The organism is Amycolatopsis sp. NPDC059235, assembly GCF_042754125.1.
Taxonomy (GTDB): domain Bacteria; phylum Actinomycetota; class Actinomycetes; order Mycobacteriales; family Pseudonocardiaceae; genus Amycolatopsis; species Amycolatopsis albidoflava.
Genome location: NZ_JBHZAG010000036.1, coordinates 1 through 12,132, shown reverse-complemented (window position 1 = coordinate 12,132; position 12,132 = coordinate 1). Strand labels below are relative to the sequence as shown.

Here is a 12,132-nt window from a genome sequence, read left to right as displayed (position 1 = left end):
GAACTGAACAGGTAAGGCTGAGAACACGCGAATGAGCAGCGCACGCATCCTCATCACCGGCGCCGGCGGATCCGCCGCCTACAACTTCCGGGACGCGCTCGCGGTCGCCGGAAACGACTACGAGGTCGTCGGCACTGACGTGAAGCCCTTCCACCTCGAACTCCTCGACGTCGAGGCCAAATACCTGGTCCCGCCGGTCAGCGACCCCGGGTACGCCGACGCGATCAACCGCGTCATCGAAGCCGAGCGCATCGATTTCGTGCACCCGCAGCCGGACGTCGAGGTCGGCTACCTCGCGGAGAACCGCGACAAGCTGAACGCGCCGACGTTCCTCCCGGACGCGCGCGCGATCGCGTTGTGCCACGACAAGATGGCGTTCAACGCGCACATGAAGGCGAACGGCGTCTCGGTGCCCGAAGCCATCAAGATCGACTCGCCGGACGACCTCAAGGGCGGGCTCGAGGAGCTGCTGAAGATCAACCCGCGGGTCTGGCTGCGCGCCATCCGCGGCGCCGGTTCCCGGGGCAGCCTCCCGATCAACTCCTTCTACCAGGGCGACGCCTGGATCGACTACTGGCGCGGCTTCCGCGGCCTCCACTACGGCGACTTCATGGCCAGCGAATACCTCCCGGGCGAGGAGTTCGCGTGGCAGAGCCTGTGGCACGAGGGCGAGCTGATCACCTCGCAGGCGCGCTCCCGCATCGAATACATCTTCGGCAACCTGACCCCGAGCGGGCAGAGCTCGTCGCCGTCGGTGGCCAAGACGGTCAACCGCGACGACGTGAACAAGATCGGCGAGTCCGCGGTGCGCGCGGTGTCCGACAAGCCGCACGGCGTGTTCTGCGTGGACATGAAGGAGAACGCCGCCGGGGTGCCGATGGTCACCGAGATCAACGTCGGCCGCTTCTTCACCACCAGCAACTTCTTCGCGCACGCCGGGCTGAACATGCCCGACATGTACATCCAGCTCGGCCTCGGCAACGAGCTGCCCGAGCGGCCCGTGGTCTACAACCCGCTGCCCGACGACCTTTACTGGGTCCGCATGATCGACATGGGCTATCGCTTGGTCAAGGAAGGCGAATGGGCGTCGAAGCGGATCTGACCGGGCGGAAAGTGCTGGCCTTCGACTTCGACGGCACGCTGTTCCGGCTGCCGGTCGACTTCGGGGGCCTGCGCGCCGAGCTGGGACTGTCCGCTGAGGACAAGCTCGGCGAGCTGTTCCAGCGCTGGCTCGACGAAGGCGATACCGCCCGGCTCGACGTCGTGACGCGGTTCGAACGCGCCTCCGTGGCGCAGGGCGAATTCACCGACGGCGCGCGCGAACTGCTGGCGGAGCTGCCTTCGAGCTACCAGCTCGCGGTGGTGACGAGGAACTCACGGCTGTGCGTCGAGGACGCGCTGGGCAACCTCGCCAGGGGCCTGCACGTCATAGGGCGGGAGGACGTCCGCCGGCTCAAGCCGGATCCCGAGGGCGTGACCGCGGTGCTCCGGCACTTCGGCGCGGCTCCGGAGGAGGCGGTGCTCGTCGGCGACACCTTCCACGACGTGGAAGCCGCGCACGGCGCGGGCGTGCTCAGCGTGGTCGTGCGCAACGACTCGCTGAAGTTCCGTCCCGAGGGCGCGGACCATTACGTCGAGACGCTGCGTGAACTGCTGCCCGCACGCGCGGGCTGAAATCCCACGGTTGGTACCGTCGATAGTGGTCACCAGCCCCATTCGAGAAGGAAGTGCCGGGTAGACATGGCTGTGCAGGACAAGCTGAAGGAAGTCTTCATCGACGCTCTCCAGCTCGACGACGGGGTCGACGTCGAGAACCTGAAGTACCGCGACATCGAGGCGTGGGACTCGGTCGGGCACATGGCGCTCATCGCGGCGATCGAGGACGAGTTCGAGATCGAATTCGACACCGACCAGGTCATCGACATGAGCAGCTTCAAGGTGGCCGTGGACATGGTCAAGGAGCTGCAGGAGAAGGCGTGAGCACGTTCGAGGGCAAGGTCGCCCTGGTCACCGGTGGTACCAGGGGCATCGGCCTGGCCACCGTCCGCGCGCTCGCCGAGGCCGGGGCCACCGTGGTGCTCACCGGCCGCGACGAGACCGCCGCCAAGGAGGCCGCCGCTTCGGTGGGGCCGCAGGTCAGCGGACGCGCGCTCGACATCACGGACGCGAAAGCCGTCGCCGCACTGGTCAAGGAAGTGACCAAGGAGCACGGCAAGCTGGACGTCGCGGTCGCGAACGCCGGGATCATGGAGGGCGGCCTGCTCGGCATGATCCGCCCGGACGACGTCGACCGGACGCTGTCCACGAACGTCGCCGGCACGCTGCACACCGTGCAGGCGGCCGCGCGAGCCATGATGCGCAAGAAGACCGGCGCGATCGTGGTGCTGGCCTCGGTGGTCGGCGAATACGGCAGCGCGGGCCAGACGGTCTACGCGGCCTCGAAGGCGGCGGTCGCGAACATCGCGCGCTCGGCGGCGAAGGAGCTCGGCCGCTCCGGCATCCGGGTCAACGCGGTCGCCCCCGGCGTGATCGAAACCGCGCTGACCGAAAGCCTGAGCGAGGACGCCCGCGCCTCGAACGTCGCCAAGACCCCGCTCGGCCGTCTCGGCCAGGCCGCGGAGGTCGCGGCGGTGATCCGGTTCCTGGCGAGCGACGAGGCGTCGTTCGTGACCGGGCAGGTACTGGGGATCGACGGAGGCTTGGTGCTGTGACTCTGGTGGGTGCGGGTTCCCGGCTGATCGACGTGGCCGGGGGCCGCACGCTGGACGACGCGGAACTGTCCGCGGAGATCGGCCGGAAGACGGACGCGCTGGCCGCGCTGCCGGTGGGCGTCGTGTTCGCGCGGATGTCGGTCGACCTCGACAGCGTGCTGACCTACCTCGGCGCGTTCGAGGGCCGCCGGGCGATCGCGCTGATCGACCCGGCGTTGGACGCCGACGTGCTGACCGGGCTGGTCGAGCGGTTCCGTCCGGCCGCCGTGCTCGCCGCGTCCGGCGACGCTCCGTCCGGGTACACCACCCGCGGCACCGACTGGGTGCGCGACTCCGCCGACGGCGTCGAGCCGCATCCTGACCTGGCCGTACTGCTGCCGACCAGCGGATCCACCGGGAATCCGAAGCTCGTCCGGTTGTCTCGCGAAGGGCTGCTGGCCAACGCCGAAGCCGTCGCGCAGGTGCTGGAGATCGACGCGGACGAGGTCGCGCCGACCTGTCTGCCGCTGCATTACAGCTACGGCCTTTCGGTGCTGAATTCGCACCTTTTGCGCGGTGCGACTGTGGTTATCGAACCGTCTGGTGTTTTGGGTCGCGGATTCTGGGACGCGGTGAAGGAACACGGCGTGACTTCGCTGTCCGGCGTGCCCTATCACTACGAAATGCTGCGCCGGCTCAAGTTCGATCCGGCGAAGTATCCGACCCTGCGCACTCTCACCCAGGCGGGCGGGAAACTGCGGGACGAACTGGTCGCGGAATTCAACGACAAGATGCTCGCGGTCGGCGGCCGGATGTACGTCATGTACGGCCAGACCGAGGCGTCCCCGCGGATGACCACGGTGCCCGCGGAGCGGCTCGCGGACAAGATCGGCTCGGCCGGTCCGGCGCTGCCCGGCGGCGCGTTCGCCATCCGCCGCGACGACGGCGAGGAAACCACGCATCCCAAAATTGTCGGTGAGGTCCTTTACCGTGGACCCAACGTGATGATGGGTTATGCCGAGGACGAAGCCGGGCTGAGCGCGGGCGACGAATACGGCGGAACGCTGGCCACCGGGGATCTCGGGTATCTCGACGACGAGGGGTACCTGTACATCACCGGCAGGCTCAAGCGGATCGGCAAGGTGTTCGGCAACCGGGTCAGCCTGGACGACCTGGAGCAGGCCGTGCGCACGGCCGCGGTGGGCATCGACGTGGTGGCCGCGGTGGCGGCGGGCGACAAGGTCGTGCTGTTCGCCGAACTGCCCGAGGGCGACGGTGCGAAGGCGATCTGCAAGGACGCGTCCCGGGCGCTGGCGGAGCGGCTGCACCTGCACGCCAGCGGGTTCGACGTGCGTCCGATCGACACGGTGCCGCTGCTGGCCAGCGGCAAGATCGACTACCGGTCGCTGGAAGGACGGGTATGAGTGTGTTCACGCGCTCGCAGGCGGAGCGAGAGGCGGCGCTGCTTCCCGAGCTCGCGGAGCTGACCGCGCACCACCGGGCGAACTCCGCCGGGTACGAGCGCATCCTGTCCTCGCTCGGGTTCGCACCGGACGCGTCGTTCGCGACGATCGCCGACCTGCCGTGGCTGCCGGTGCGGATGTTCAAAACGCACGACCTGAAGTCCATTCCGGACGACGAGGTCTTCAAAACTCTGACGTCCTCGGGAACGACCGGGGCCGGCGCGTCGCGGATCTACCTGGACAAGGAAGCAGCGGCCGCGCAGACGAAGCAGCTCGGCGCCACCCTGCAGGAGGTGCTGGGCGGCGAGCGGCTGCCGATGCTGATGGTCGACACCATCGGCATCATCAAGAACCGCCGGTCGTTCTCCGCGCGCGGCGCGGGCGTGCTCGGCATGGCGAACTTCGGCCGCAAGCACACCTACGTGCTGGACGAGAACGACAAGCCGGACGTCGAGGCCGTGCGGAAGTTCCTCGCCGAGTACGGGGACCGGCCGTTCCTGATCTTCGGCTTCACCTTCATGGTGTGGCAGTACCTGTACGAGGTCGCCCGCGAGCACAAGCTCGACCTGTCGAACGGCATCCTCATCCACTCCGGCGGCTGGAAGAAGCTGATCGACCGCGCGGTCGACAACAGCGAGTTCCGCCGCCGGTTCGCCGAGGACACCGGGCTCACCCGGATCCACAACTACTACGGGATGATCGAGCAGATCGGCACCGTGTTCCTCGAAGGCCCGTCCGGGAACTCCTTGTACTGCCCCGATTTCGCCGACGTCGTGATCCGCGACCCGGAGACCTGGGAAGAGCAGCCGGTCGGCAAGCCGGGCGTCATCGAGGTGGTGAGCACGCTGCCGCGGTCGTACCCGGGACACGTGCTGCTCACCGAGGATCTGGGCGTCTACAACGGAATCGACGACGGCGACTGGCCGGGCAAGCACTTCTCGGTGCTCGGCAGGCTGCCGAAGGCCGAGGCCCGCGGGTGCTCGGACACGTTCACCGGAGCGGCCGCATGAGTGCGTTGGAACAGCGTTTTCCGCTGGGCGACTCGGTTTCGGCCGACGCGCTGCTGGACGAACTGCGCGAGGAACCGGCAGGCGGCAGGCTGACCGTCGGCGATCCGCGGGTGGTCGAGTTCGTCACCAAGTTCGCGCGCAAGCTGCTCGCTCCCGCGCTGGCACGCCGCTTCCCGGAGCTGGCCTCGCTGGGTTTCTTCCTGCGCAAGGGAGAACTCGCGAAATCACTGTCCACTTTGGAAACGAATGGTGATTCGCTGCGGTTCCCGCGCGGGCTCGTTTTCCACGTGCCGCCGGCCAATGTGGACACCATTTTCGTGTACTCATGGGCGCTGTCGGCGTTGGCGGGCAACAGCAACGTCGTGCGCGTGTCCTCGCGCTCGGCCGGTGCCGCCGAGGCCGTGCTGGAAGCGCTGAACGCGGCGCTCGAAGACGTGTCGCCGGAAACCGCGGCCGCCATCCGGGCCACCCAGCGCATGGTCACCTACGACCGCAGCGACGAGGTCAGCGGCGCGTTGTCGCTGGCCGCGGACCTGCGAGTGATCTGGGGCGGCGACGCTTCCGTGGCGGCGCTGCGGAAGTACCCGCTGGCCCCGCACGCGCGCGACCTCACGTTCCCGGACCGCTCGTCGTTCGCGATCGCTTCGGTGCGCGGCTGGCAGGAGGCCGCGCCGGAGCAGCGCCGGGCCGCCGCCGAGGGTTTCTACAACGACTCGTACTGGTTCGACCAGGCCGCCTGCTCGTCGCCGCGCGCGGTGTTCTGGGTCGGCGACGCGTCGGGCGCGCAGGCCGCCGGGAGTGAGTTCCGCGAGCTGCTCGCCCAGGTGCTGATGGCGAAACAGCACGTCACCGAGCCGGCGATGGCCGTGCAGAAGCGAGTGTCGGCGTACGGCGCGGCGGTCGACGGGCTGGTGTCGTCGATCCGCTTCGACGGCAACGCGCTGGCGACGCTCGAGCTGGCCGACGCCAAGGTGATGCCGCGCGAATGGCTGGGCGCGGGTACGTTCGCGAACGCCTCGGTGGCGTCGCTGGACGAATTGGTGCCGATCGTGGCGCGCAAAGACCAGACGGTGAGCCAGTTCGGGTTCACCCGCGAGGAACTGACCGGATTCGTGACGGCGCTCGCCGGACGCGGGGTGGACCGGGTCGTGCCCTTCGGGTCGGCCCTCACCTTCGCCGGGGTCTGGGACGGCTACGATCTGCTGTCCGAGTTCAGCCGGCTGGTCACGGTGCAGGCCTGAGGAGCTGAGAGGCAGTGACGACCGTTCGTACGCAGAGCCCGGGGGACGACGCCCCGTCCACTGAGGACGCCCCGACCACCGGAAAAGCCCGCAAGTCCACCAAGGCGCGGGTGCTCGACGTCGTGCGCTGGGTCGCCATCCTGTTGGTGATCGGCTTCGCGGCGAAGAGCCTGGCGTCCAACTGGGACGAGTTCTGGCGCACGCTGGACGACGTCGCCTGGCAGTCGTCGGTGCTCAGCCTCGTGGCGCTGATGGTGTCGATCCTCGTGTCCGTGTGGGGCTGGCAGATCCTGGTCGACCACCTCGGCGACAAACCGGTCGGCTACGCCCGCGGCGCGCAGATCTGCCTGGTCGGCTCGCTCGGGAAGTACGTCCCCGGTTCGGTGTGGGCGTACCTGCTGCAGATGGAGCTGGGCCGCAAGGCGGGCCTGGCCCGAGCCCGGATCTTCACCGGCTCGCTGATCCAGCTCGGCCTGGGCGTGGTGTCCGCGCTGGTCGTGTCGCTGCTGGCGGCCCCGGCGCTGTTCAGCAACAGCCCGCGCGCGATGTGGCTGTTCGTGCTGATCCCGGTCGGCCTCGCGCTGCTGCACCCGCGCATCCTGACCTGGGGCACGTCGCTTGTCCTGAAGATCCTGCGCCGCCCGCCACTGGCCGAACCGCTCGGCTGGGGCGTGGTGCTGAAGGCATTCGGCGCGTCCATGGGCGCCTGGGTGTTCCAGGGCGTGCACCTGTGGCTGCTGGCGAACTCGGTCGGCGCCCCCGGCTTCAACGGCCTGATCCTGTGCATCGGCGCGATGGCCGTCGCGATGACGGTCGGCACTTTCGCGTTCATCCTGCCCAGCGGTGTCGGTGTGCGCGAGGTAGCCCAAGTCGCGGTGTTGACGGCGAGCGGCTTGACCGTCGGCCAGGCGACAGCGTTCGCGGTGGCTTCGCGGGTGATGTTCACGGTAGCCGACCTGCTGACAGCCGGATTCGCAGCGCTGGCGGCTAAGGTGGCGGCTCGGCGTGCGGAGGCTGTTGACGCGGCCTGACTTTTAGCGCTTAGGAAAAGGGGCCGTCCGGATTCGGACGGCCCCTTTCTTGTGTTTCAGGGTGGGAATTCAGTGCCCGCGGATATGACGCGGAACGCGGTACCGGACAGCGGGAAACGCCATCATGAAAACAGCGGCAGGATTCCGAAAAATCCTGCCGCTGGAATCGGATAACCTCAGCGATTCACCTGATAAATAACCGCATCCTCATTACGGTAGACCTCTTTAAGGAACGGCAGCCCATCCAGCCCAATCAGCCCTTCATTCGCATACGCGGGCTTCGGCGGCGCCGCCGGGCGGCCCAGGATCACCCAGTGGACGTTGAGCCGCTCCACCGTGGCGCGGACTGCCGGGTTCGTTTCGTAGTCGCGGAAGTGCGCGGCGAGCAGCACCGCGTCCGATGGCGGGTTGGAGCCGTCGTCGTGGGCGGCGACGGTGCGGACACCGCTGAGCGCGTAGGTCCACGGCGTGCCGTCGTAGCGGTCGTTCATCGCCCATTGGCCGGGCTTCGCCAGCTTGCCCAGCTCGACCATCGCGCGTTCCTCGCCGGGCGTGATGTTCTGGTCGCGCGGGTCGGGGCTGTGGTAACCGCCCGCCACTATTTCGCTGTTGGTCCGGGTGTACAGGCCCTTCGTGACCCCTACGAACGCGAGCAGCACCACCGCGGCGAGCGCGGCCGGCGGCACGCGCGAGGGCAGCCGTTCCTTCAGCCATTCGTGCAGCGCCGCGACGCCGTGGCCCGCGATGAACGACAGCGGCACGATCGCCATCGTGATGAACCGGTACGGGTCGTCCCACCACGGCCGCGACAGGGCCATGACCAGTGGCGAGTCCGAGGACGCCACCGCCATGTAGAACAGGCCGGTGATCAGCGCGGTCAGCCCGATCCAGCGCAGGCCGCCGAGCCTGCGGAAGAAAATAAAACCGACGAACAGCGCGGCCGACAGCCAGATCTGCGGGTGCGGTTCGAAGTGCTGGAACCCGAGCAGCGCGCCGAGCGCCGTCGTCGCCCGCCATTCGCTCGGCCAGCCGAGGTAGCCCCAGCTGCTCGCCTGCCCCAGAGCGCCGAAGAGCTGCATCGACGCCACGAGCACCGACACCGCCGCGATCGGCAGCAGCGCCAGCAGGTCCTTGCCGATCGAACGCCAGCGCTCGATCCAGCGTTGCACCAGCAGCGGCCCGGCGAACAGGATCGCGCCGAACAACGCGGACGAGTGGACGCACAGCAGGCCGATCGCCCCGAGCATCAGCACGAAACCGGTGTCCAGCGCGACCCGGTCGAGGTAGCGCCGCAGCACCACGGCGGCCAGCGGGGTGAGCGCGATGCCCACCAGGAACGGGAACAGCGGCCCGCGGTTCATCGACTCGTACAGGCCCATCACCGGCGCGGCCGACGCGAGCGCGACAGCGCCGGCCAACACGGCGCGGCCGCGGAACGCCCGCACCATCACCGCGAGCGAAAGCGCCAGCAAGCCCGGCAGCAGCGCGGTGTTCACGTCGAGGGTCAGCGGGATCGAACCGCCGCTGAGCGTGTACTGCACGGAGGCGAGCAGGTGGTAGGCGTTGGGGTAGAAGGGCGGTGAACCGTCGCCGTACCAGTTCAGCTTGCTCATGCCGAAGAGGCTGCCGTCGCCGCTTTCGGCGATGTAGCGGATGCCGTTGGCCGCGTACGGCGCGTCGCCGCCCTGGGCGATCGCGCCGAGGTGGCCCATTCCGTGCACCGCGGTGTAGAACCCGATCGCGGTCGCGAGGACGACACACGCGCCGACCGCCCAGTTCGCCCGCGGCTCCCAGGCCCGCGGTTCCGGCTCGTGCGGCCACCGGCGAACGGTCAGCCGCCGGAGTCCGAACGCGACAGCCGCGAAGATCACCGTGGTCAGTGCCAAGGTCCAGGCGTTGAAGGGCAGCCCGATCGCCGCCGTCCAGGGACCCGCGAGGCCGGCGATGGCGTAGCTCAGCAGCGGCGTCAGACCGGCCAGCAGCCAGCCGCGCAGACCGGCGGCGACACCGGTGATGAGCCCGGGAATTCCGAGCACGAGCAGACAGCAGGCAATGCTGACTGCCACGGACAGCAGGGTGGGTTCGCTCGGCACAGTCTTCCTCAGGTCACGGGACATCCGCCGGCCCCCGCCGTGGCGGATTGGAATCAAGCCCCAGACTAGCGGTCACCCATATACACCCGAACGGCTGATGTCGGCGGAGCGCGGCCGCGCGCTTGACTGGAACTGGTGAGGAGCGGTCCGCCAGGGGTCGGCCGGACGGGTGAGGGGCGCGGGAGGCTGGGGGCGCGTGGTTTTCGCGGTCGTGGGGGGATGGCTGGCGCTGGCCGCGCTGGTCGTCGCCGCTTGGCGGCGGATCGGACACGACCGGCGGTGGCGCGTCGGAGTTCTTCTTCTCGTTCTCGCGTTTTCGCTCTTGCACCAGCTGTTGTTCGCCACTGCCACTGAAGACGCGTACGTCAGTTTCCGGTACGCGCAGAACATCGCTGACGGTATTGGGCCGGTTTTCAACACTGGCGATCGCAGCGAGACGTATGCGAATTTTCTCTGGCTCGTGGTCATCGCATTGCCGCGCGGCGCATTCGGCGCGGAAGTGCCGTCCGCGGCCGTCGTATTGAGCGGCGCGGCCGCGTTGGGATGCGTGGTGCTGGCGTATTTCCTCGCCAATCGCATTGCCGCGCTCGCGTTGCCGGACGGGGTCGAGCCTCGGCGAGCGGCCGGGGTCGCGGCGGCGTTGCTGACCGCGGGGGCGAACGGGCTCGCGGTGTACGGGCTTTCGGGCACTGAGCTGCCGATGTTCGCGTTGCTCGTGCTCTGTGTCTCGTACGCGCTGGTGGCGGGCCGTCCGTTGGTCGCCGGGGTGCTCGTGGCCAGTGCGGTGATGACGCGGCCGGAAGGGCTCGTGCTCGCTGTCGTCGGCACGGGGTGGCTCGTTTTCGCGGCTGCGCGCGGGCGGCACACCTGGTGGGCGCCGGTCGGTTTTGTGCTGGGCGCGCTGGTGTTCCTGGCTCCGTGGACGGCTTGGCGCGTGACTTACTACGACCGTTTCGTGCCCGACGCGAGCCTGCCGCCCGGCCCCGATTGGTCGTACCTTGGCGGCTTCGCCTTGGCGCACTTGGGTTTTCTCGTCCCGGCCGTGGTCGTGGCGGGATTGGTGGCGAACCGGGGACGCGCGGCCGAAGCCCGGCCCGCGTTGTGGCTGCTGCTGGCGCTCGCCGTCGCGCACACCGCGTTCGTGGTGCTCTTCGAGGAGGATCCGGGGCTTTCGTGGCGGCTGCTCGTCCCGGTACCGCCGTTGCTGGCGGTCGCCGCCGTGGCCGGATGCGGCGTGCTCACCTCGGTGCCGAGGCCGCGTGCGGCGTCCCGGGCAGTTCCGGCGGCCACCGCGGCGCTCACCGGGGTCGCGGTGGCGGTCTCCGTGCTCAGCCCCGAGGTGCTGGAGCGCGTGCAGGCCTGGAGCACACAGGGGGCGCAGCTGGCCGAGGTCGGCGACTGGCTCGCTCGCTACCTGCCGCCGGGGTCCGTCGTGAGCGCCGGATCGCCGGGATTGCTCGCGAGCCGCGCCGGTTCGCAGGTGCTGGTGGTCGGGCTGGACGCGGAACGGTCGACGCTCGCCGTGCCCGGCCGTTCGGGGTACGCCAGCCGCCAGGATTGTGCCGACGACCTGCCCGCCTGGTACCGCGTCGCGACCTTCCGGCGCACCGGGACGCCGTTCTGGATCTCGGTCTACCCGCGCGCCGACGACGCGAGCCGGCTCGTCGACGAGCTCGACCGCGCCCCGGACTTCCACTACGTGTCCTGCCCCTGAAGTGTGGCGGAGCCGACCCGCGCGACCTACCGGCGGGAAACCTACGGTCCCGTAGCCTTGGCGCATGGCTGACTTCGTGTACCCGCCCGTCCTGGTTGCCGCGCGGCTGATGTTCCGGCTGCTCGACAACCGCCTCCGGGTGACCGGGGCCGAGCACGTGCCCGCCCGCGGCGGTGCGGTGCTCGCCTGCACGCACGTCAGCTACCTGGACTTCATCTACTGCGGCCTCGGCGCCCGTCCGGCCAAGCGGCTGGTGCGGTTCATGGCCAAGCAGGAGATCTTCGGCAACCCGGTCGCCGGTCCGCTGATGCGCGGCATGCACCACATCCCGGTGGACCGCGCCGCCGGGCAGGCGTCCTACGACGAGGCGGTGGCGCGGCTGCGCGCGGGCGAGGTCGTCGGCGTCTTCCCGGAGGCCACGATCAGCCGCTCGTTCACCGTGAAGGACATCAAAACCGGCGCGGTCCGGATGGCCGCCGAGGCGGGTGTCCCAGTGATCCCGATGGCGCTGTGGGGCACGCAGCGGCTGTGGACGAAGGGGCGCCCGAAGGACCTCACCCACCGGCACGTGCCGATTTCGGTGGTGATCGGCGAGCCGATGAGCCCCGGCCCGGACGACTCGTGCGAGGCGCTGACGACGGACCTGCGTGCCCGGATGTCGGAGCTGCTGGAGAAGGCGCAGGCGGAGTACCCGGAGGCCCCGGAGAGCGACGCCGAGCGCTGGTGGATGCCCGCGCACCTCGGCGGCAGTGCTCCGACGCCGGAGGAAGCTGCGGCGCTCGACCGCCGAGCCTGAGCACCGCTCGCGCTCCGACGCTCTGTGCATCCTCCAGACGTCCGTGAAGGGCTCCTTGAGGGAATCTGATTCCCTCAAGGTGCCCTTCACGGAC

At 69.2% G+C, this 12,132-nt stretch carries 11 protein-coding genes; 10 read left to right on the top strand and 1 reads right to left on the bottom strand.

Going from position 1 to position 12,132, the window contains the following annotated elements; all coding sequences use genetic code 11:
- The first annotated feature begins 31 nt into the window (after positions 1–31).
- From ACFXI3_RS23255 to ACFXI3_RS23220, 8 genes are all read left to right on the top strand, one after another.
- Complete coding sequence (locus tag ACFXI3_RS23255) at positions 32–1,102, top strand: hypothetical protein (RefSeq protein WP_378402063.1); 1,071 nt, start codon at positions 32–34, stop codon at positions 1,100–1,102.
- The gene (locus ACFXI3_RS23250) at positions 1,081–1,674 is read left to right on the top strand and encodes an HAD family hydrolase (RefSeq protein WP_378402061.1); all 594 of its coding nucleotides are present in this window, start codon (positions 1,081–1,083) and stop codon (positions 1,672–1,674) included. The genes ACFXI3_RS23255 and ACFXI3_RS23250 overlap by 22 nt, the downstream gene beginning before the upstream one ends.
- A 66-nt stretch (positions 1,675–1,740) precedes the next feature.
- Positions 1,741–1,980: an acyl carrier protein gene (locus ACFXI3_RS23245; RefSeq protein ID WP_344281790.1), complete on the top strand. Its 240-nt coding sequence runs from the start codon at positions 1,741–1,743 to the stop codon at positions 1,978–1,980.
- Complete coding sequence (locus ACFXI3_RS23240; protein WP_344281787.1) at positions 1,977–2,711, top strand: SDR family NAD(P)-dependent oxidoreductase; 735 nt, start codon at positions 1,977–1,979, stop codon at positions 2,709–2,711. The genes ACFXI3_RS23245 and ACFXI3_RS23240 overlap by 4 nt, the downstream gene beginning before the upstream one ends.
- Positions 2,708–4,114, top strand: a complete 1,407-nt coding sequence (locus ACFXI3_RS23235) for an AMP-binding protein (protein WP_378402058.1) — start codon at positions 2,708–2,710, stop codon at positions 4,112–4,114. The genes ACFXI3_RS23240 and ACFXI3_RS23235 overlap by 4 nt, the downstream gene beginning before the upstream one ends.
- Positions 4,111–5,163 carry an acyl-protein synthetase gene (locus tag ACFXI3_RS23230; protein ID WP_344281781.1) on the top strand — a complete coding sequence of 351 codons (1,053 nt, stop codon included), beginning with the start codon at positions 4,111–4,113 and terminating at the stop codon, positions 5,161–5,163. Before ACFXI3_RS23235 ends, ACFXI3_RS23230 begins: the two co-directional genes overlap by 4 nt.
- A complete protein-coding gene (locus ACFXI3_RS23225; protein ID WP_378402056.1) occupies positions 5,160–6,404 on the top strand; it encodes an acyl-CoA reductase in 1,245 nt (414 codons plus the stop codon). The genes ACFXI3_RS23230 and ACFXI3_RS23225 overlap by 4 nt, the downstream gene beginning before the upstream one ends.
- Positions 6,405–6,418: 14 nt before the next feature.
- A complete protein-coding gene (locus tag ACFXI3_RS23220) occupies positions 6,419–7,435 on the top strand; it encodes a YbhN family protein (protein ID WP_378402054.1) in 1,017 nt (338 codons plus the stop codon).
- A gap of 176 nt (positions 7,436–7,611) precedes the next feature.
- Here the strand turns inward: ACFXI3_RS23220 and ACFXI3_RS23215 are convergent, their stop codons facing one another.
- The gene (locus tag ACFXI3_RS23215) at positions 7,612–9,501 is read right to left on the bottom strand and encodes a DUF6541 family protein (protein WP_344281767.1); all 1,890 of its coding nucleotides are present in this window, start codon (positions 9,499–9,501) and stop codon (positions 7,612–7,614) included.
- Between the two features lie 223 nt (positions 9,502–9,724).
- On the opposite strand from ACFXI3_RS23215, the gene ACFXI3_RS23210 reads away from it, so the two are divergent.
- Complete coding sequence (locus tag ACFXI3_RS23210; protein WP_378402052.1) at positions 9,725–11,242, top strand: hypothetical protein; 1,518 nt, start codon at positions 9,725–9,727, stop codon at positions 11,240–11,242.
- A 64-nt stretch (positions 11,243–11,306) separates the two neighbouring features.
- Positions 11,307–12,038, top strand: coding sequence for a lysophospholipid acyltransferase family protein (locus ACFXI3_RS23205; protein WP_378402050.1), 732 nt, complete (start codon positions 11,307–11,309; stop codon positions 12,036–12,038).
- Positions 12,039–12,132: the final 94 nt, after the last annotated feature.

What these genes read in the sequence shown, in the direction of transcription:
- ACFXI3_RS23255 (WP_378402063.1), top strand. Translation starts at nt 32, where the DNA reads ATGAGCAGCGCACGCATCCTCATCACCGGCGCCGGCGGATCCGCCGCC.
- ACFXI3_RS23250 (WP_378402061.1), top strand. Translation starts at nt 1,081, where the DNA reads ATGGGCGTCGAAGCGGATCTGACCGGGCGGAAAGTGCTGGCCTTCGAC.
- ACFXI3_RS23245 (WP_344281790.1), top strand. Translation starts at nt 1,741, where the DNA reads ATGGCTGTGCAGGACAAGCTGAAGGAAGTCTTCATCGACGCTCTCCAG.
- ACFXI3_RS23230 (WP_344281781.1), top strand. Translation starts at nt 4,111, where the DNA reads ATGAGTGTGTTCACGCGCTCGCAGGCGGAGCGAGAGGCGGCGCTGCTT.
- ACFXI3_RS23225 (WP_378402056.1), top strand. Translation starts at nt 5,160, where the DNA reads ATGAGTGCGTTGGAACAGCGTTTTCCGCTGGGCGACTCGGTTTCGGCC.
- ACFXI3_RS23205 (WP_378402050.1), top strand. Translation starts at nt 11,307, where the DNA reads ATGGCTGACTTCGTGTACCCGCCCGTCCTGGTTGCCGCGCGGCTGATG.